General features: G+C 54.5%; 17 protein-coding genes. 8 read left to right on the forward strand and 9 right to left on the reverse strand.

The annotated features are described in order from the left end of the window. Positions 1-200 precede the first annotated feature (200 nt). The 3 genes from flgL to fliW are packed head-to-tail and all read left to right on the forward strand — an operon-like array spanning position 201 to position 2,312. On the forward strand, positions 201-1,490 hold the full coding sequence (gene flgL, locus BLQ12_RS23485; RefSeq protein ID WP_092214766.1) for a flagellar hook-associated protein FlgL: 1,290 nt from the start codon (positions 201-203) through the stop codon (positions 1,488-1,490). 32 nt (positions 1,491-1,522) lie between these two features. Further along, positions 1,523-1,855, forward strand: coding sequence for a carbon storage regulator CsrA (gene csrA / locus BLQ12_RS28235; RefSeq protein WP_092214769.1), 333 nt, complete (start codon positions 1,523-1,525; stop codon positions 1,853-1,855). A gap of 4 nt (positions 1,856-1,859) precedes the next feature. Beyond that, a complete protein-coding gene (gene fliW / locus BLQ12_RS23495; RefSeq protein ID WP_092214772.1) occupies positions 1,860-2,312 on the forward strand; it encodes a flagellar assembly protein FliW in 453 nt (150 codons plus the stop codon). A gap of 193 nt (positions 2,313-2,505) precedes the next feature. Here fliW and BLQ12_RS23500 read toward each other — a convergent pair whose 3' ends face one another. Further along, complete coding sequence (locus tag BLQ12_RS23500; RefSeq protein WP_092214775.1) at positions 2,506-3,267, reverse strand: YaaA family protein; 762 nt, start codon at positions 3,265-3,267, stop codon at positions 2,506-2,508. Positions 3,268-3,346: 79 nt separating this feature from the next. Further along, entirely contained in the window at positions 3,347-4,423 is a 1,077-nt protein-coding gene (locus tag BLQ12_RS23505; protein ID WP_139164087.1) for a hypothetical protein, read from the reverse strand. 297 nt (positions 4,424-4,720) lie between these two features. Between BLQ12_RS23505 and BLQ12_RS23510 the strand changes: the two genes are divergently transcribed. Then, entirely contained in the window at positions 4,721-6,289 is a 1,569-nt protein-coding gene (locus BLQ12_RS23510; RefSeq protein ID WP_092214782.1) for an NAD(P)/FAD-dependent oxidoreductase, read from the forward strand. A 564-nt stretch (positions 6,290-6,853) separates the two neighbouring features. Continuing rightward, positions 6,854-7,438, forward strand: a complete 585-nt coding sequence (gene mnmM / locus BLQ12_RS23515) for a tRNA 5-(aminomethyl)-2-thiouridylate-methyltransferase MnmM (protein WP_175470030.1) — start codon at positions 6,854-6,856, stop codon at positions 7,436-7,438. Between the two features lie 3 nt (positions 7,439-7,441). Here mnmM and BLQ12_RS23520 read toward each other — a convergent pair whose 3' ends face one another. Together BLQ12_RS23520 and BLQ12_RS23525 are read right to left on the reverse strand one after the other, a co-directional pair. Next, the gene (locus BLQ12_RS23520; protein ID WP_092214789.1) at positions 7,442-8,836 is read right to left on the reverse strand and encodes a sensor histidine kinase; all 1,395 of its coding nucleotides are present in this window, start codon (positions 8,834-8,836) and stop codon (positions 7,442-7,444) included. Further along, a complete protein-coding gene (locus BLQ12_RS23525) occupies positions 8,814-9,491 on the reverse strand; it encodes a winged helix-turn-helix domain-containing protein (protein WP_092214792.1) in 678 nt (225 codons plus the stop codon). The genes BLQ12_RS23520 and BLQ12_RS23525 overlap by 23 nt, the downstream gene beginning before the upstream one ends. Positions 9,492-10,219: 728 nt before the next feature. On the opposite strand from BLQ12_RS23525, the gene BLQ12_RS23530 reads away from it, so the two are divergent. The 3 genes from BLQ12_RS23530 (at position 10,220) to ccsB (ending at position 13,404) form a co-directional block, all read left to right on the forward strand. Next, complete coding sequence (locus BLQ12_RS23530; protein WP_152006098.1) at positions 10,220-10,822, forward strand: tetratricopeptide repeat protein; 603 nt, start codon at positions 10,220-10,222, stop codon at positions 10,820-10,822. Beyond that, positions 10,822-12,156, forward strand: a complete 1,335-nt coding sequence (locus tag BLQ12_RS23535) for a cytochrome c biogenesis protein ResB (protein ID WP_092214797.1) — start codon at positions 10,822-10,824, stop codon at positions 12,154-12,156. The genes BLQ12_RS23530 and BLQ12_RS23535 overlap by 1 nt, the downstream gene beginning before the upstream one ends. Before the next feature lie 432 nt (positions 12,157-12,588). Beyond that, on the forward strand, positions 12,589-13,404 hold the full coding sequence (gene ccsB / locus BLQ12_RS23540; RefSeq protein WP_092214800.1) for a c-type cytochrome biogenesis protein CcsB: 816 nt from the start codon (positions 12,589-12,591) through the stop codon (positions 13,402-13,404). Between the two features lie 581 nt (positions 13,405-13,985). On the opposite strand, the gene BLQ12_RS23545 is transcribed toward ccsB, so the two are convergent. The 5 genes from BLQ12_RS23545 to BLQ12_RS27575 all read right to left on the reverse strand — a co-directional run. After that, on the reverse strand, positions 13,986-15,500 hold the full coding sequence (locus BLQ12_RS23545; RefSeq protein WP_092214803.1) for a hypothetical protein: 1,515 nt from the start codon (positions 15,498-15,500) through the stop codon (positions 13,986-13,988). Positions 15,501-16,306: 806 nt separating this feature from the next. Beyond that, complete coding sequence (gene greB / locus BLQ12_RS23555; RefSeq protein WP_092214807.1) at positions 16,307-16,810, reverse strand: transcription elongation factor GreB; 504 nt, start codon at positions 16,808-16,810, stop codon at positions 16,307-16,309. Positions 16,811-16,968: 158 nt separating this feature from the next. Next, positions 16,969-17,373, reverse strand: a complete 405-nt coding sequence (locus BLQ12_RS23560) for a DUF2251 domain-containing protein (RefSeq protein ID WP_254782103.1) — start codon at positions 17,371-17,373, stop codon at positions 16,969-16,971. Between the two features lie 575 nt (positions 17,374-17,948). Beyond that, entirely contained in the window at positions 17,949-18,389 is a 441-nt protein-coding gene (locus BLQ12_RS23565) for an anthrone oxygenase family protein (protein WP_092214810.1), read from the reverse strand. A gap of 725 nt (positions 18,390-19,114) precedes the next feature. After that, the coding region (locus BLQ12_RS27575; RefSeq protein WP_175470031.1) for a hypothetical protein at positions 19,115-19,746 on the reverse strand (632 nt) is incomplete at its 5' end.

A 19,746-nucleotide genomic window follows, 5' to 3' on the forward strand; every position in this document is an offset into this window, starting at 1 on the left:
GCGGAGCGAAGCGACTCCTCGACCTTTAGCCGTTTGCCCTTTACCCCTTTTGCCTTTTACCGATCTCAGGTTTCAGGCACCCTTTGCCGATAACAACAGTACTTGATATGGTCAAACCAGAGTTCCAGCGCCTTGTGTCGCTTTATATGGGAGACGTCCTCCCATCCGGCGGCCGGGCCCCTTTTTGATGAGTGTGATGCATGCGGGTAGCGACCTCAACCCTTTACAACCAGTCCAAGGAGAACATCAGCCGGAAAAACCGGGAGGTTCTCGACAAGAACTCCCTGATCTCCTCGGGCAAGCGGATCAGAAAGCTCTCGGACGCCCCCGTGGACGCCAGCCGCGTGGCGGCCCTGAAGACCAGCATGAGCGACCTCACCCAGCTCCAGCGAAACGTGGACACCGGTACCCTGTGGCTTGAAGGCAGCGAAGAGTCCCTGGTCCGGGTCAAGGAGAAGATCGACAGGGCCAAGGAGATCGCCATCGCCATGGCCAACGGCATCGCCAACCCCGACGACCTCCAGACCTCGGCCCTGGAGGTGGAAGGCCTCATCAAAGGGGTGCTGGATCAGTCCAACACCCGCATCGACGGCCAGTACATCTTTTCCGGGACCCGAAGCGACATCCGGCCCTTCCGGGCTGACGACGTCAACTCCCCCAACACCATCGCGTACCGGGGGAACGCCACCCCCTTCCGGGTCAAGATCGGTACCCAGTCCGACATGGTCGTGGGCTTTGCAGGGGAAGAGATCTTCTCGTCGGACACGGCCGCCATCGATGAGACCAACAACTGCCTTGATTTCACTGAAAAGCGGGCCGGTGCCCCGGCCGGGGAAGAGACCGTCCTCACCGCCCTGGTAGACCCGGGCACCTACTCCAGGCAGGGCCTGGCCCACGCCGTGGAGATGGCCATGGAGCGAGCCTCGGCAGACAAAGGGGCCGCCGCGGATTACAGAGTCTCCTGGAACGAATCCGAGCAGACCTTCACCATCGCCGAAGAAGATGGTCTGGACCCTGCCAGGCTCGACCGGGTCTCCGTCCTGTTCCGCTCCGGTGAAAACCGCCACCAGTCCGTGGGCGCCTTCATGGGGTTTTCCACCGACGACATCGCCACCGAGCCGTCACGCCAGCCCCTGGTAAGCCGGAGAGGCGTTCAATGGGGGGTCTTCAACTCCCTGTTCGAACTCCGTTCCGCCCTTGAAGGCAACGACAAGGAGGGACTCCATCAGTCCATCTCCCGGCTGGCCGCGGATCACAACAACATCCTGAGCTCCATCTCCGAAGCCGGGGTACGGGCCGGTCGGCTGGACACGAGGCACGACCTGATCAAGGACCTTAACATCAGCCAGGACGCCACCCGCTCCAAATTGGAAGACACCGACGTGGTGCGTGCCATCTCCGATCTCAAGCTCAAGCAGTTCGGGTACGAATCCGCCCTGGCCTCGACATCACGGCTCCTGAACACGAGTCTTCTGAACTATCTAAAATAACGCAAAGACCGACCCAAAACAGGAAATACCTGATGCTCATACTGACACGAAAACCGGGCGAAAAAATCCGTATCGGCGACGACATCACCATCCACGTGGTGGAGATAGGCAAAGGCAACGTCCGTATCGGGGTGGAAGCCCCCAAAGATGTGTCCATCATGCGCGACGAGGTGGTGGAACGCATCGAAGAAGAAAACCTGCAGGCCGCCAAACGGAACCGAAACACCCTGGTGCACGCGGCGTCCATGCTGAAGAACAAAAAAATGATGGAAAGCGGGACAACGCCCACCGGCAAACCCGCGGCACGAAGACGAAAAGTGGTGACCCCCAAGCAACCGCTTACGGGCGACTCAAACAAGGAGTAACACGTTGATCATCCCCACCCGACAATTTGGTTCTGTTGACATCGAGGAAGAAAAAATCGTCTCCATGCCCAAAGGCATGCCCGGCTTCCCCGGCAAAGAGAAGTTTATCCTCCTCTCCCATGAAGAGATCGACCCCATCCTCTCCTTTCAGTCCGTGGACGACCCCGACCTGGCCTTCGCCCTCATGGACCCTTTTCTCTTCATGCCCGACTACGCCATCGATCTGGACGCAGCCGTCCGGGACATGGCCTGGGACGTGGAAAAACCCGAGGAGATCTTCCTCTACAGCATCATCAACGCCAGCAGCGATCGCCCCGAAGAGATCACCGCCAACCTGGCAGGCCCCCTTCTTGTCCACACCGGCATCAACGAGGCCGTTCAGTTGGTCATCACCGACGAGCGCTACTCCCACAAACACCAGATTTTTGCGGCGGAAGAGGCACAGGCCGAGGGGTAAAAACGTCGCGGGTGCCGGCTTTTGGGGTTACAGAAAAAAAGAAAATCTCAAAAAAAATGCCTCCGGCGGCAAGGTGTGCCACCTTGAAAGCAGTTTACCGCAGGGCTTTGCCCCTCGTTCCTCGGGTCAAATCCCAGCGGTATTCAGGCAAGCCAGACGTAACACGAACAACCGGCTTTACCCTACGCCATCATCACACCGCGTCCCTTACAAAAACCAGGCTGTTCTCCGTTGAGAGGGCCCCGTCGAGCCGGTACCCGTTCACATCGAACCCCTTCACGTCCGCCACACCATCAATGCGATTCTCGATGATCCACCGCGCCATGGCCCCCCGGGCCCGCTTGGCGTGGATGGCAACGGCCTTTAAGGCATCCCCCTTCTTCTCCTTGAAGGCCACATCCACAAACCGGCCCTTTGCACGGATCACCTTTTTATCCACGGCCTTGGCATACTCCCCGGAGGCAAGATTCAACAGCGCCCCGTCCGAGGGCATCAGCGATTCAAGGTGCTCGGTAACGGCCGGTTTCCACCACCCGGAGAGCACCCCGAAACCGGGAAGGGAAAGCCCCATCTCCAGGCGATACGGCTCCACCCCCGTCATGGGGGAGAGAGCCCCGTACAGCCCCGAAAGAATCCGCAGCCGATCGTCGGCCCAGGCCACCGCCTCCGCAGAAAGGCTCTCCGCATCTATCCCCTGGTAGGCATCCCCACGGTAGGCAAAAAGTGCCGGGGTGCCCGTAACACCAAAGGAAAAATCACGAAAGCTCGCCACCGTGTTCTCGGCAATCCCGTCGCTTACCTTCATGAGCGATTTCATTTCGTCAACGGAAACGCCCCGAAGCGCCTCAACCAGTTCCCGGGTTTTCTCCTTATAAAAAGGGCCGCCCATATCCCCGGCCCACGCCGGAGCCCCAACCTCCATCCGCTTTGCCGGTGCGAGGATTGTGATCATCATTTACTTTCTCCTTCCAACAGATAATCGGTGCGCACGTGGCACCCTATACACCGACCGATCCCGTGAACTGTCGGGCATCCTACTCCACAACCTTTTTCATCTCTTCGTCATCAAGAAGCTGCTCGGCAAGCCCGGCCCAATCGAACTCCTTTTCATGAAAACCAAACACATTCCCTTCGACCGTATGGGTGGCAAGAAGGGTTCCGGTGTGTACGTCAAACCGCGTGCTCCCCAGGCGCAGGGTCCCTTTAAGCATGCCCAGGGAGCCTGAACTTTTTTGGGAAGCGGCTTTTATCCACACGAGCCTGTCCCCTGCATATTCCCGTGCCTGGCCAACGCACTCATGGGCTTCACGGCAGGAAACACCGACGAATATGGCGCCGTGGGTTTCGGCAAGGCTGGACAGCCGCGGGGCAAGGGTGGCCCTTAAAGCTTCCGGGGCCGAGAGCATCCAGACCGTGCCCCGTATCCCGCTTTGTTCCAGCTCGGCTTTTCGCGCGATAAAAAGGGCGGTGAGGTGGTTCTTGTTGCCCGCGTCCTTGGACAGGACAGAAAAATCGACATCGTTCAGGCGGGCCTGGGCATCTGTGATCCAGCGGAGCTTCTGGGCCGGGCTGGCTCCTTCTTCATCATAGGTCATCCGGTGAAGGGCCTTGGCCTGTTTCAAGGCCACCAGGTTGTCTGCGATATCCCGCCTGACCGTGTACCGCACCCAAAAGGTGCAGGTGGAAGGGTCCATGTAGCTTCCGGCCCGGGTCACGTCGGTGAAGGTAAGGGAAGAGGCCACCCGCAGACGCCGCGTGGCACGCCGGATGGCCGACAGATCCCCATGGGCTTTCCGGGTCTGGCTCTCCATGAGCTCCATGCTGCTCTCCACGGTCACCTGAACCTGATCGAGAAGATCCACCAGGGCCAAGTCCCTTGCCCTCATCTTCTGCAGAAAAAAGTTGCCCCCCATGGGACCCGCCTGCCCCACCCCCACATAATACCCGTCAAGGGCCTCGACACCATGCATCCAGGCCGGCAGAACCTGGCTCTCCCCTGCACAGGGATGCCACTGGGGATACGTCCGCGCCGCCTCTCCAGCACACCCCGTCAAAACCAACAACAGCACCATACCCGCTGCCACGTGCCCTCGCCCCGTCCGCTTCGTCATAAAAGAGTCCCTTTTAACCGTTCGGCCCATTGGTGAAATGTATCCCGGTATGCATAAAACCATGCCCCATCGGTTAAAACAAGTCCGCGCCTAAATGTAAAGAATGACTCCGGGGCCCGCTGCGCCCCGGTAAGGCCCCGGCTGCCATTCACAGGCAGAGGCGTTCCCACGCGTTTACCCCGCCTTGAAGCCCGCCCTTGACAATCCACCGCAAAACCCTGATAACCCCATTGATTCTCATTCAAAACCACCAGCGGCCGGGAGACAGCCCTATCCGTTGCAGACATATGGAGCCCCATGGACTCAAAAATCATCGACATTCGCGTCACCCCGGAAGAGATCGACAACCCCGAGGCCGTCAAAAAACACCTCATGGCAAAATACGGACCGTGTGATGAAAGAGCGTTCACCTACCGGGCCCTGAAACGATCCATCGACGGCAGGTCACGGGAGCCCCGGTTTTCGATCCGGGCCGAGGTATGCGAAGGAAAGCTTCCCGAACCACAAGCCCTGCGCCCCTTTGCTCCGATTTCTCTCACCGAAAAAGAGGTCATCGTGGTGGGTGCCGGGCCTGCCGGGTACTTTGCCGCCCTTCGCCTTCTGGAGATGGGCATCCGGCCGGTGGTGCTGGACCGGGGAAAGGATGTGCGCTCACGGCGCTTTGATCTGAAGAAAATCTACTCCGAAGGGAAAGTCGATCCCCACTCCAACTACTGTTTCGGAGAAGGCGGGGCTGGAACCTACTCCGACGGCAAGCTCTACACCCGCTCCAGCAAGCGGGGCGATGTGGGCCGCGTCCTGGATCTCTTTATCGATCACGGGGCCTCCGAGACCATCCGCGTCGACGCCCACCCCCACCTGGGGTCCAACGTCCTCCCCAAAATTGTCCGGGCCATGCGGGAGAACATCCTCTCCGCCGGAGGGGAGATCCGGTTTGAATCCCATGTCACCTCCTTTGAGGTGGATAAAGGGCTCATGACAGGCGTCACCCTCGCCGACGGGCAGACCGTCAAGGCCGACGCCGTGATCCTGGCCACCGGTCACTCGGCCCGGGACGTCTACCGAAGGCTCCACGCCCAGGAGATCCGCGTGGAGGCCAAACCGTTCGCCTTAGGCGTTCGCATTGAACACACCCAGGATCTCATCGACCAGATCTTCTACAGAACCAAAACCCGTCACCCCAACCTGCCCGCCGCAAGCTACCGCATTGCCTGCCAGGCAAACGGCCGGGGCGTTTTCTCTTTTTGCATGTGCCCCGGCGGCTTCGTGGTGCCCGCCGCCACCGCCCCCGGCGAGCTGGTGTTAAACGGCATGAGCCTCTCCTACCGCAGCGCCGAGTACGCCAACGCAGGCCTCGTGGCCGAGGTGCGCCTTGCCGATATAGGCGAAGACACCGAGGCCAATCCCCTTGCCGCCCTCGAATTCCAGGAGGCGGTGGAGCAAAAAGTCTTCAAGGCAGGGGACGGCACCACCCAGAAAGCACCGGCACAACGGGTGGAAGATTTCCTTGAAAAACGTCCCTCCACAACCCTTAAGGGCTCCTCGTACCTCCCCGGGCTCTACCCGGCCGATCTCCACGAGCTGCTCCCCCCCTTCGTGGCAGAGAGCCTCGCCGAAGGCCTTCAAACCTTCGGGAAAAAATTCAAGGGATTTGCCCACCCCGACGCCACCCTCATCGCCGTGGAGTCCCGCACCAGCTCCCCGGTACGCATCCCCCGGGAAAAAGAGAGCTTCATGCACCCGGACACCCCCGGCCTCTTCCCGGCAGGAGAAGGCGCGGGGTATGCGGGCGGCATCGTCTCCGCCGCCATGGACGGCCTCAATGTGGCCGACGCCGTGGCACGGTGGCTGGAAGAAAAACGGTAACATGCTTTATAGATCGCACCCCTTGTCGCCGGAGGCAGCCCGGCTAAAAATGCCTCCGGCGGCCCTGCCGGGGGCCAAACTTTTGAAAAGTTTGACAAACAGGTCTTAAAAATAGATTCAGTTTAATCTGATTCAAAGGCGACTGCGCTTTCCCCTGAGGAACGAAGGGGAAAGCGCAGTCGCAACGTGCTTTCAAGGTGGCACACCTTGCCGCCGGAGGCTGCTTTTTCTGTGTTATTTTTTTTCTTGCAGCCTAAAGGTCCGTTGCGATGTCCATGACCTCGGGTACCTCCTTTGCCGGTGGCCCTCCCCCGTGGAATCCCGGGAGAACAGGAGCGCCGCACTCCCGTGCGGCATGCATTTCGCCTTACGGCCAAAGCCGCACAGGAATGCGGCGCTCCATATAAAAAAGGCGCATCCATTATCGAATGCGCCTTCATGGTTTACTGTACCGCCGGCCCGTGATAAGCCCAACCCAGCAAATCAAAATTTTTGAATGGGCCGGCTCTTCTTTTGGGAGCCTGCCCCCCTTCGATGTACCCCCCGAACATTCCGGAGATCACCATGTCCCTTCAAGGCATTGTCCATATCGCCCAGCAAACCATGCAACGCTTTCTCAACCCCGGTGACATCGCCATCGACGCCACCGTGGGCGCGGGCTACGACGCCAGCTTCCTTGCCCGCTCCGTGGGCCCCACCGGCCACGTCTACGGCTTTGACGTCCAAAAGGAAGCCCTGGACAGGGCAACGGGTAACCTCTCCAATGCAGGCCTCATGGATCGGGTCACTCTCTTCAACGCCGGCCACGAAACCATGGCCGACCATCTGCCCCCCGAAATCCACGGCACAGTAAAAGCCGTCAGCTTCAACCTGGGCTACCTCCCGGCCAGTGAGTCACCGGTCACCACCCTGGTGGACACCTCCCTTGCCGCCATCAAAACAGCCATGGCACTCCTTCACCGCAGGGGGGTCATCTCCATCGCCATCTACGGGGGCCACCCCCAGGGCCAGGTCGAGCAGCATCGCCTCAAGGCCTGGGCGGCCCATGTCCCCTACGACGAATTCCGCATCGCTTCCTACGAATTCACCAACAAAGCAAGGAACCAGGAGACCCTCCTGCTCATGGAGCGGGCAAAGCCCAAAGGGTAACATCTATCCCGGCAGCACCACCGTAAACAGCGCCCCTTCGCCCTCCCTGCTCTCCACATGGATCTCCCCGTGATGGGCGGCGACAATGCCCCTGACCAGGCTGAGCCCAAGGCCCAGGCCTTTTTCCGAACGGCTCCTGTCGCCCCGGAAAAGGCGGTCCCAGATCCTCGGGATGTCCTCGGGGGGAATGCCGGGCCCGGCGTCCCGGATGCCGATGCACACGGAGGTATGTTCCCGGCTGGCGGTAATATGAACGGTCTTGCCCTCGGGGGTGAACTTGACGGCGTTGTCGAGGATATTGGCCAGGGCCTGGCTCAAGCGGTGGGGATCCACCGAGGCCACGAGCCCCTGTTCGATGGTGGCGTCAATCCGCACCTCTTTTTCTTCGGCCACGAACCGGTACATCTCCACGATGGTCTCGATGAGCTCGGTGAGGTCGGTTTCATACGGGGTGATGCGAAGCATGCCGGTCTCGGCTTCGGAGACATCCATGAGGGTGGTAAGAAGGCTCAGGATACGATCAGACTCTTCAATCCCTTTTTCAAGGGCCTGCCGGAGCAGGTCAGGATCATCCCCTTCCCTTAAGGCCATCTCCGAGACATTGCGCAGGCGGGTCATGGGGGTCCTCAAGTCATGGGCCACGTCGTCCAGGGAATTCTCCATGCGGATGATCAGCCCGTGGATGCTGTCCAGCATAGTGTTAAACAGGCCTGCCAGTTCGTCGAGTTCGTCCCCGGTGTGGGTGCGTTTGACCCGTGCTTCCATGGTCCCAGCATCAATGGATCGAACCGTCTTGATGATGCCTCGGATGGGCCGGAGGGTCCGCCTCGAAAGAAAGAGCCCGCCCCCAAGCCCCAAAGCAAACAGGGGAACCATCACCACGAGAAAAATCCTGCGAAACTGGCTGAGGATCTCCTGGCGCCGCTGGCTGCTCATGCCCACCTGCACCCGGTTGCCGCGCGGGGTCAAGGGGCCCGAAAGCACATCCAGCACATAGGTCCCTTTCCGGCAGGAGAGGGTCTGCCAGCCCTGGCAGTCCCCGCACCCTCCGGAGAGAAGGTCCAGGTTGAAATCCTCCCAGCTCTCCCGGGAGAAGATATGCCGGGTGCGGTTGGCCCGGTCCGCCACCCGAATGAACAGGGGGCGCGAGCGCCGCTCGCCTCCGAGCTGATCCACATACCGGTTCAGGGCGGTGACGCCGCCAATGTCGTAGAGGGTCTGCACCTCGCGGAGCTCCAGCTGGATCTCCTCGTAGTCCTGGGCTCTGAGAGTGGCCCCGAGAAAAAGGTAGGCAAGGATAAAAAGAAGGGCCGAGCTTCCGATAAAAATCGCCGAATACCAGGCCCCCACCCGGAACCCCAGGGTTCTCGTGATGTTACGCAGGCGCTTTAAGGACATAGCCCACCCCTCGGATGGTGTGGATCATCTTGGCGTCGAAGGCTTTGTCCACCTTGTTTCTCAGGCGACAGACCAGCACGTCCACCACGTTGGTCTGGGGGTCGAAGTGAAGGTCCCACACATGCTCTAAAATCATGGTCTTGGACACCGGCCGCTCCGCGTTGCGCATGAGGTACTCCAGAAGGGTAAACTCCCGGGGCTGAAGGTCCAGCACCGTGTCTCCCCGCGTCACCCCCCGCTTCAACAAATCCATGAACAGGTCCCCCACGGTGAGGGTGGAGGCTTCCGCCACCCCGCCGGAGCGCCGGATCAGTGCCTGGATCCGCACCAAAAGCTCGGAAAAGGCAAAGGGTTTGACCATGTAGTCGTCCCCGCCGCGCTGGATCCCCCGCACCCGATCGTCCACAGAGCGCCTGGCGCTTAAGATAAGCACCGGGGTGTTCACCCGTTTTTCACGCATGGCTTCGATGATTTCAAGGCCGGTGCACCCGGGCAGCATGATATCGATGACAGCCGCATCGTACTGCTCCTCCAGGGCAAGGACCAGGCCGTCGTCCCCCCGAAGGGCCGTGTCCACGGCAAACCCTTCCTGCCTGAGGCCCTTGGCGATAAAGCCTGCGATCTCTTTATCATCTTCAACGATCAATATCCGCATGAACCATCCTCGACGTGAGTGTATCTAAAAAAAAGAGCCTCCGGCGGCAAGGTGTGCCACCTTGAAAGCAGGTTGCGGATGCATTTTGCCCCTCGTTCCTCGGGTCAAATCACATCCGCCTTTCAAACAAACTTCGGCCTTGATCATCGTTTGGGCCATCGGCGTATTTACATCACCCCCCGAACACCCTTGCTCCTGGAGCGCCGCACTCCTGTGCGGCACGGGTAACGACGGACTAAAAAGCCGTACCGGAGTACGGCGCTCCGTTTCGATCAATCTTTCTCGTTTTATTTGAAGGTCACGACCCAAACAATAGACAAGACACTGACTTCACACAAGATAAACCGTCATGATCTACTTATTAAACCCATCTTTATGAGATCCGGAAAAAGCATAGCCTCTGGCGGCAAGATGTTCACCTTAATATTACGGGTTTCGGAAAATCTATGAAAAAAATCCGAACCCGCCATCTCCCCCGTACCCTAAAAAAGCACCCTGCCCCTGTCAACGGAGCCGAGGTTCCTTTCATAATTGTAATCCCCCGGAAAGGTTTCGGCAACACGACTTCGCTATGGTACGAACGCGGTCGAGACGGAACACGACAAACGCGATGGAATTGGTACACTCAAGAACATCACAATCAGGTGACGCATCAGCACAAATACCGTTCCGCCTCGACCGCACCCTCACACCCACAACCAGACCACCAACACGCAGGAACCCATTCCATGACGGATAGACATGACAGACCAGAAGGCAAGGTTATCACCCGCACCTCGCCTCTCCTTCTTATTCTGGCCCTTGCCATAGGATTTTTCGCAGGGGTGGCCTTATCGGCCTGGAAAATGAAAGCCCCGGGCTATGCGACCAGCGCCCCGGAAGGAAACGCCAAGCTTGCGCAGATGGCCCAGGCCCTGGAGCAGCAGCTTGCCGAAAACCCGGACAATGCGGACCTGCTCATCCGGCTCGGCAACACCTACTTCGATACCGACCAGTACACAAAGGCCATTGACGCATACAACCGCGCCCTTGCCCTCACGCCGGATAATACAAACGTCCTCACCGACCTGGGGATCATGTACCGACGAGCCAAAAAGCCCGAAAAAGCCGTGGAAGCCTTTGATGCCGCCATTGCCATCGATAAAACCAAAGAAAACGCTTATCTGAACAAAGGCATCGTCCTGGTCTACGACCTCGGCAAACGCGAAGAGGCCATTGCAACCTGGGAGGCACTCCGGGAGATCAACCCCCTGGCCATGGCCGGCAACCAGTCCATTGACGAACTCATCGCCCATTTTAAAGAAGGCCACGACAAAGAGGGGAAAAAATAATGCCCGCAGCCCAGAGCATCCTGTCCCCCGTTACGGACCTGTTCAAATCCGTTCGCCTGACCGTGGCCCTGCTGCTCATGCTTGCAGCCACCTCGATCCTGGGCACCGTGATCCCCCAGAACAAACACGCCTCCGATTACATCCAGGCCTTTGGCGACCCCCTCTACCGGATCTTCCACATCCTGGACCTAACGGACATGTACGGATCCTGGTGGTTTATCCTGCTCATCATCCTGCTGACCTTAAACATCACGGTCTGCACGGTCACCCGGTTCCGAACCACCCTGAAGCTCTCCTTCGGCAAAGGGTTCAAGGGATTTTCCTCCCTTCCGTTCCAGGCCGAGGCCGCCTTTGAGCGCGCCCCGCAAGACCTGGAAGCATCCGTTCAAACTGCCCTCTCCTCCCGTTTTTCAAGCACGCGAAGGGTCGAGTCCACCGACGGTATCGCCTTTGACGCAGAAAAGGGCCGCTGGTCCCGCATGGGAGCAGACGTGGTCCATGCCGGCATTCTCATCCTCCTGGCAGGGGCCCTTGTGGGCTCCCTTTTCGGATACGACGGATCGGTAAACGTGCCCGAAGGGGAGTCCGTGGACACCATCATGCTTCGGAACACCAACGAAAAAATGCCCCTGGGATTTACCGTGCGATGCAACGATTTCAGCATCAGCCACTACGACACCGGCAGCGTCAAGGAGTACCGATCCAGCCTCACCGTGCTGGAAGGCGACCAGGAGGTGCTCACACGGGATATCATCGTCAACAAGCCCCTGACCTACAACGGGGTCACCTTCTACCAGTCCAGCTACGGCTCCATGGGCGCCAAAGACTTCTCCTTTGCCTTCACGGAAAAAGCCACCGGCAAAACCGTGACCCAGTCGGTGGACATCGGCGAGACCGTCTCCTTTGCCCCGGGTAAGACCTTTACCTTTGACCGCTACGCATCCAACCACGCTTTCAGCGGCAGATCCGTGGGCGAGGCCGCCATCGGCACCCTCACCGAAGGCGGGTCCTCAAAAGAGGTGGTGCTCCTTTCACGTTTCTCCAACTTCGACAAGATGCGCAAAGGCGACTGGATCCTCTCCATTGCAGGCCATGAACACGCCTACTACACAGGGCTTCAGGTCACATACGATCCCGGAGTGGGCCTGGTTTACACCGGTTTTCTCCTCATGATCGCAGGCTGCTTCGTCGCCTTCTTCACGGGGCACAAAAAAATCCGCGTGACCATCGCACCGGCAGCCCAGGGCAGCACCGTCACCGTCTCAGGTGCAGCACCGAAAAACAAGGTGTGGGTCACACGCTACGCCCGGCAGTTGCTGAGCGGACTGGGTTAGGTAAAACAGACAAAAAGGAAGGCCTCCGGCGGCACAAGGTGTGCCTCCTTGAAAGCTGGTTGCGAATGCGCTTTTGACCCAGGTTGGCCTGAAATTGCTTTTTAAAACCTGTTTGTTAAACTTTTTAAAAGTTTAGCCCGCAGCAGGGCCGCCGAAGACTAAGGCTGGAACTTTTTTCAAGAAACGACACCCCGGAATTATTCCGGTGAAAGCCAATTGAATGCAAAGAGCCCCGCATCGTGTTTTTTTGAAGAATGAAAGGGGCATCTCCTGCGAAGACGGTTACCGAATGTCACACGTCACGCGAATGCCCCGAAAGCACTTGTATATCGACTGCCTCCATGCATTCGCCAGAGGGTTTCAAGGTGCCCCCACCTTGCCGCCGGAGGCATGCTTTAACCATTTTTACCCCTTGCACCCCGGAGAAAACAGATGACCAGCTCCCTGCTTATATCCATTTCAACCTTTGTCTACGGATTGTCCGCCCTTCTCTACTTCTGTGCGTGGATTTTCAAGGCAAACAAACTGAACCTGCCGGCCACGGCCACGGCGGCCGTAGGCTTGGGGATCAATACGGCGGGATTCCTGCTGCGGTGGTCCGAATCCTACACCCTGGGCATCGGGCGTATCCCATTGTCCAATCTCTATGAATCCCTTGTCTTCTACGGCCTGGCCATCGCCGCCCTTTACCTGGTGCTGGAACGGCTCATGAACATCCGCATCGCAGGGGGCTTTGCCCTGACCTTCTCGTTTCTGGCCCTGGCCTACGCCTCTCTCTCCCCCAATGTGGGCTCCCAGATCCGCCCCCTGATGCCCGCCCTGAAGAGCAACTGGCTCAGCGCCCACGTCATGACCTGTTTTGTGGGCTATGCCGCCTTTGCCCTCTCCTTTGCCTTGAGCCTTCTCTACCTTTTCCGCCCAGGCGCGCAGGAGACCGAGGACTCCACCTTCGACATCGACGAGGCCTCCCACCAGATGATCCTTTTGGGTTTTCTCTTTCTCTCCATCGGCATCATCACCGGCGCGGTATGGGCCAACTCCGCCTGGGGCCGCTACTGGGGCTGGGACCCCAAGGAGACCTGGTCCCTCATCACCTGGTTCATCTACGCCTCCCTTATCCACGTGCGACTCGTCCGCGGCTGGAGCGGCAAAAAAACAGCCATCCTCTCCATCATCGGCTTTGCCGCCGTCATGTTCACCTACTTCGGCGTGAACCTGCTTCCTGGGCTGCACAGTTACGGGGCATAAGGTTCGGGAATGCTCCCAGCCCCTCACTCCACTGGTTTGGAGCATTCCCCTACTTACGGGCTTTGCCTGTGGAACCTCATCATGAATTCCGCATTCTGGATTTCACCGACAGCACGTAGGGTGCGGCCCCCGCACCGACAAACGTAACATGTGGACACCCGCTTTCGACAGCTTCCGTGCCACACCAAAGTTTCTTAACGCACCGTATTTTTTGCCTAATTTGCAGCACACGCGACAAACCCTACGAGGTATAGGCCCTCCCACCAGCATAATTTAAAAACGATTCCAAGGGGTCCGGGGGCATGACAGGGCCTGTCACCTTCGCCCGACTACGACACGAAACAGCTCCGCGTCTATAGGAAAAAGTGCATCTCCTGCCCTTCTAAGATCCAGAAGACTCCAAAGCCGCCCCTACCCCCTGCGCTTATTGAATCATGCTGTTCGAAATGCCTGAACCACATTAGCCCCCCCCGGAATAAACAACTAAGGTCCAGGTGGTAGACCGGATGGAAATAGGTTCTTTATTCACCAAAAAGAAACATCAGGTATTCGGCATAAGGAACCAGTCCCTATTTGCTCTATCATTCCTCATCGATAGCCTTGAAAACAGCCAGTTCCTTTTCCACACCAAGGATTGTGACAAAATCCTCAAAACGAACAAATTTGAAGATAACATTGGGCAATTCGGATCCCTCGCTGTATACACCGTCATGTTCCCGAAGCAGGGCTATCTGGTCGTCATCATTTGTATAGTAGACATATTTCCTGTCGAGGTTTTGAACTTCGAACCAGTCATCGCTGCTCTGCAAGACCATGTATCGTTTTGCATGTCGTTTTTTTATCTCTTTGTCTTGGATAGCCCGAACAAAATCGACAATGCCGATGAAGGGGCCTTTGGAAAAACCTAAATCGTCCGCCAGGGCTGCCAAGCGCTCGTTTTCTGCCTCAACTTCAGCGTCATACTGCTCTTTCATAACAAGGAAAGGCTCTACAAAGTGCTTATCGCAATATTCGATTTCATCTTGCATAAATGTATATGCTTTTTCATCAATTGCGATGGCTTTCTCTTTATCATTTGTATAGTACTCATAATATTCCAGCATGGCGCTGTACGTCGCATTGTACTTTTCCGGGTCGGCAACCCACTTGGCCCCTGTTTCGCCAAATGAGACAGCCTTACAAATCAATTCAAGGGACTCCCCAACCGGCTTGGATTCTTCATATTTCCGAATGGCCTCATCGTTTTGCTGGATAATTGATTTGGCTTTCGCAAGTTCCTCAGAAAATGATTTACCCCAAACCGTAAAATTCGCCTTATCGATATCAGGCCGTGTAGCCTGAAGTGCAGAGTAATCTCTTTCTATCCAACTTTTAGCATCAAAATACACATCTAACTCCCTACTTGATGCAGGTATTTCTAAAAGTTTAAGATCCTTTGCATTTCGCACAACATTAGCCATCAATGTTGTTTCCTGTTCGGAATAAAAAACATTTTGTGCAATGGCAGCATCGTTTTGTTGCATAATAGATTTTGCATTCGCTAAGTGCTCAGAAAACGGTTTGCCCCACATCATAGATTGTGAATGATCAATATCTGGTTGGGTGGTGAGAAGCGAAGTATAATCTCTATCAATCCAGCTTTTCACAGTTTTGTAATGTTCCACTTGCCGAGGGGTCGCAGAATTAGGCAAAATCTCAAGTTCCTGAGAACTCCTCGCAATATTTTCCATCAGAGTTTCTTCACGCTGTGAATAGCAGAATTGACGCGCAATGACCGCATCATTTTGTTGCATAATGGATTTGGCATTCGAAAGTTGTTCAGAAAACGGTTTACCCCAAATCATGAAATGTGAATGATCTATATCGGGTTGGGTGGTGAGAAGCGAAGAGTAGTCTCTGTCAATCCAGCTTTTCACAGTTTTGTAATGCTCAACTTCCCGAGAGGTCGCAGAAGGCGTCAAAAGCTCAAGATCTTGAGAGTTCCGTGCAATATTTACCATCAATGTTTCTTCTTGCTGTGAATAGGAAGCTTCCTGAGCAACCCCTTGCGTCGCCACGACCAGAAAAACGGCCATCAAAATTGCTATCTTTTTCATTGCCAATCCTTGATTAAAATGTAAGGTCCAAATCACAATATTGCGTTATACATACGGCAAAATTTTCTCATCCTCAATAGAAATAGTAATAATGAATTCTTGGACTACATACGGCTTGACAAAAATCAAAAACTACCCCTCTCCTTCCTCGGGATCATCGCATTATAGAGATGCTGTCCTTTAAGAGAGCAAAAAAGAGCAAAAAAGGGATAGGCTCTTTATTCTTCACCCGGTTGCGTCACGAAACAGCTTCGAGCATACATATAAGAAAAAGAGCCTGCCCTCTATTTGAGCCACTATTCATATGAAAGGCTTGCGGTGGATTCACGTACATCTCCCAACTCAACCCACTTTCTCCAGGTCGTCATATCCCCTTTTCGGGGCCAAAAAAATGGGCGTTCTTAGTGCGAGGGAGCCGTGTCGAATCGTCACCGAAATAAGTCTCAAGCTGTTTTTGGGCAAGCGCGCTAACCGACTCCATCCCAGAGTAGGAAATCCAGCATTTGTCGAAGGTGCAACAACTCACGTTGGTTGCCCCGAAGTCAATGACACTCATCTCGGTTTCGACAAATTGACGATGAGAAAAGGAGACCTTCCCAAGGGCCACGTTAGAGAAGGGACAAGTTGGGGACAGGCTCTTTCTCTGCCGGTCTTGCAGAATCTGATGTGGATCTGGCGTTGAAATGTTTTTTGTATTATTAAGGAATGATACCAACTAAAACAAAACTATTTCACAGGCGGGTATGGGATATCCAGAACAAAGAGCCTGTCCCCAAAAGAGATGAGAAGTGAGTGAGTTAGAGTGATTATTTTTCAGCATAACGGATTTTGGATATACAAAAAACCTTCACACCCTTTGGTGATGAAAACTTGATTTCGTCATCCACCCGTTTTCCTAATATTGCCTTACCTAAAGGCGAATCCATGCTCACTTTTCCATCGGCAATATCAAATTCATCAGGTCCGACGATACGATATTCGACCTCTTCCCCCTCTTCATCTTCAAGGGTAACAAAGGCACCGAAATAGACTTTATCCTGGTCCTCAGGGATATGACTGACCACAGTCATCCCGTCGAGACGTTTCGTTAGAAATCGAAGCCTACCATCAATTTCACGCAAGCGTTTCTTGCCATAAATGTATTCGGCATTTTCACTGCGATCCCCTTGTGCGGCAGCTTTCGCGATTCTATCGGTCACATCTGGTCGTTCAACGGTCCATAGGTAATGAACTTCATCCGTTAACTTTTGTGCACCTTCCCGCGTGATATACTTTGACCCTTGTTCTTTTGGAGGACGCCATCTACCCATTTTCAACTCTCAGTATGTTATGAACCATGTTATCCAGAGCATATTCTGTCTGTATTCTGGTTCGTTCATTAAATGTATCGATAAAACGATTCCGCCTGTCAACGCATGGCAACCGAAGCATGGTTTTGGCCATCGGATATGAGCGGTTTGTTATAAAGCTAATCAAAAAGCTCAAGAGCCGAATCACTCCATTCGTGCGAAAACTTAGACCATCGTAGATCCGCAGGCGGAAAATTGGACTTGCAGTAGCCTCTTTTATCTTCAAAGTTAAAGACAGCATGTGGGTAGTTATTAATCAGCAGAAGCGATTTCAGTCCATCACCCGACCATACGACCTGAACGGTCGAAGGCAAATGCGCATCTGAAACATTCTCGGCATCGTAAATATGCAACGCATCAAGAATTGGATTGCCATGAAGAGCCGTATCCAACCCATAAAAATAACCTGTTTTGCCATCATCTTCAAAAACAACCATAAAGCCATTCTCGGGTGAACGGCACTCAACAACAGTTTCTTGACCAATCATTATCTGCTGTTCTTCATAAATCATTGATTGAGCCATGACCTCACCATACAGAAAGAAAAAGAGACATCACCAAAACCATGAGGCGATAAAAAAAGAAGACTCACAATGAGTGAGCCAACCGGTTGCCAAACATTGCAGAACAAAACGCGCAGCTTTTGACAACCCAAATCCTGAAAATTTTTACGAACAATTTCTAATTTTAGGGGTTTGTACCATAAAAGAGATCACACCAGCCACAAAAAAAAGACCGTCCAACCTGGCAGCATGGACCAAATAGGGACAGGTATCCGGCTAATCACATGGTACGCGCCTTTTTGCCCTGAATCTGTCAGGCCATACTGGGAACTCACGGCATAACACGCTTTTCCAGGTCTTGAAGACTTTGATGTGAATTTGGATTGGAAATGCTTTTTGAATTATAAATGTATGATACCAACGCAACGACCTATCTCACAGGCGAGCATAGGGTGTCGAGCAGATGGAATCTGTCCCCTGTTTCTGAAAAGCCTGTCCGATGTACCACTATCACAGACAGCGCTGTAAAAAACTGGGATGGTTCAACAAACAGATAAACACTGTGCTTCGTTCTCCACACGATCTTTCCTCATTCGTTAGATATTGTTCCCAACAACCGCAAATAAATAAAGCAAGAATGCCACTCCGCTTGCTATGGTGCGCAGCCAATGTTTAGGTCCCCAAGATGATAGCAAGTCTTGAGTGTTTTCAGAATCGGGATCGTTATCGGAATTTAGCAGCACGTCGTTGATTGGCTTGATGACAATGAGGGTTATAGGTACAACAGAAATAAGAAAGAATGCACCAATAAGCCAGAGTAGACTCATCCCATTAAACCAAACGACTACGCCTGAAATGAACCCAGCCACTGCAAGTGTAATTTGCAGTGGCGCTGCACGTTTATACATGGGAGGAAAAAAGCGACCGCCAACGGTCACTCCGGCTTCTAAAGTCGCTGGATGTTGTGCTATCGAGATATAGAACGCCGCCCCAAAAAACGTACCACAGCAAAATAGTGCAATAGTTTGGATTATCATTCTTTCCTCCGATATGAATGATTATAGCTTTGCTCACTGAAAAAATGAGAACGCAGCTTATAATGTTACCGAGATGCAGCATAAAAAGCCTGCCGGCTATCTACCTACTTACTCTTGAATGATCCGTACCAATTCGTCTTTACTGATATTCCAAAATGGAAAACCGTCAAATGCGGTCAGGCTAATCACATGGTAGGTGGCCTTTTGGCATGAAACAGTCACGACCATACAGGGGACTCGCGGCATAACACCCTCCTTCCCGGTCTTGCAATATTTGATGTGGAGTTGGCGTGGAAATGATTTTCGGTATTATTCAGAGATGATATCAATACGAAAAATTATCTCACAGGCGGGTATGGGGTGTCCAGCAGTAAGAGCCTATACCATACCCACATTCTTATCTTCGCTATCTCTCCCAATGGAAAGAAATTGGGGACAGAAATTGGAGAAATTGGAGAAATTGGGGACAGGCTCTTTATCTACTCAAGCAACCGATTCGTCAAACATGCCAGGTAACGACCCCGGCGTAAACCTGCGCGATACATCAAAAAACCTTTTCAAGGGATGAAATATTCAAGCAAGGGAGAAATAAATTCTTCTTTGATCATCAAATTGAAATCAAAGGAGAAAAGACGGCATGTCTCATCCGGAAATCATGGAATCGGCCCACAAAAAAACGAGGCAAGGGTTTTGCTTGGGTATAAAAACGACCAAGAACAACACACTCAGTCCTCGGCCAGTCGTTTCAGGGAGTACATCCCCTCAATCCCTTTGACGCGCTTTGGGATTTTTTCCCGTGTGGACCTAAAATGATCCTTGAAGATTTCATACTGCGTCTCAACAAAGGCCCGAGAACCAATGATCCCTGAATCCGTAAAATAGCGGCTCCTGTATTGAAATCGACGCAGCCGGTTCATCTCAAACCCCTCGGTCGTCTCCTCCTCCAGTACCTTTCTGGATATCTTCGCTTTGCCCCCCTTGTCGATGGCACCTATATGATACAGATACTCACGGTATGTCTTAAGCTGCGTGGCGGCATCATCCACGCCGAAATCCGGCGTCCCCAAATCCGATGAGAGAAACCCGTCCTTGTTTCCCGTCTGGATATGGTACCCGATGGAGCACCACCGATAATCCTCCGGGCGCTTCACGATACCGGCTCGCACGGCATTCAAATCTATATAAGCGAGGCAATGGACCAACGTGTTTCCCTGCTCCACGATGACGCTCTTGAAGCGTTCACCCCACAGGGTCCCTTTACGCTTTTTGCGCTTGTTGTAGAAACAAGAGAACCGCTGCTTGATGTCCTTGACGTAGGCCGACAAACTGCAAAACCGCTCTCGATACTCTTCCAGCC

The organism is Desulfoluna spongiiphila, assembly GCF_900101345.1.
GTDB classification, from domain to species: domain Bacteria; phylum Desulfobacterota; class Desulfobacteria; order Desulfobacterales; family Desulfolunaceae; genus Desulfoluna; species Desulfoluna spongiiphila.

What these genes read in the sequence shown, in the direction of transcription:
- BLQ12_RS23535 (WP_092214797.1), top strand. Translation starts at nt 10,822, where the DNA reads ATGCCCGCAGCCCAGAGCATCCTGTCCCCCGTTACGGACCTGTTCAAA.
- greB (WP_092214807.1), bottom strand. Translation starts at nt 16,810, where the DNA reads ATGGGTAGATGGCGTCCTCCAAAAGAACAAGGGTCAAAGTATATCACG.
- flgL (WP_092214766.1), top strand. Translation starts at nt 201, where the DNA reads ATGCGGGTAGCGACCTCAACCCTTTACAACCAGTCCAAGGAGAACATC.
- BLQ12_RS23545 (WP_092214803.1), bottom strand. Translation starts at nt 15,500, where the DNA reads ATGAAAAAGATAGCAATTTTGATGGCCGTTTTTCTGGTCGTGGCGACG.
- mnmM (WP_175470030.1), top strand. Translation starts at nt 6,854, where the DNA reads ATGTCCCTTCAAGGCATTGTCCATATCGCCCAGCAAACCATGCAACGC.
- BLQ12_RS23500 (WP_092214775.1), bottom strand. Translation starts at nt 3,267, where the DNA reads ATGATGATCACAATCCTCGCACCGGCAAAGCGGATGGAGGTTGGGGCT.
- BLQ12_RS23565 (WP_092214810.1), bottom strand. Translation starts at nt 18,389, where the DNA reads ATGATAATCCAAACTATTGCACTATTTTGCTGTGGTACGTTTTTTGGG.
- csrA (WP_092214769.1), top strand. Translation starts at nt 1,523, where the DNA reads ATGCTCATACTGACACGAAAACCGGGCGAAAAAATCCGTATCGGCGAC.
- BLQ12_RS23505 (WP_139164087.1), bottom strand. Translation starts at nt 4,423, where the DNA reads ATGACGAAGCGGACGGGGCGAGGGCACGTGGCAGCGGGTATGGTGCTG.
- BLQ12_RS23560 (WP_254782103.1), bottom strand. Translation starts at nt 17,373, where the DNA reads ATGGCTCAATCAATGATTTATGAAGAACAGCAGATAATGATTGGTCAA.
- BLQ12_RS23510 (WP_092214782.1), top strand. Translation starts at nt 4,721, where the DNA reads ATGGACTCAAAAATCATCGACATTCGCGTCACCCCGGAAGAGATCGAC.
- ccsB (WP_092214800.1), top strand. Translation starts at nt 12,589, where the DNA reads ATGACCAGCTCCCTGCTTATATCCATTTCAACCTTTGTCTACGGATTG.
- BLQ12_RS23520 (WP_092214789.1), bottom strand. Translation starts at nt 8,836, where the DNA reads ATGTCCTTAAAGCGCCTGCGTAACATCACGAGAACCCTGGGGTTCCGG.
- BLQ12_RS23525 (WP_092214792.1), bottom strand. Translation starts at nt 9,491, where the DNA reads ATGCGGATATTGATCGTTGAAGATGATAAAGAGATCGCAGGCTTTATC.
- BLQ12_RS23530 (WP_152006098.1), top strand. Translation starts at nt 10,220, where the DNA reads ATGACGGATAGACATGACAGACCAGAAGGCAAGGTTATCACCCGCACC.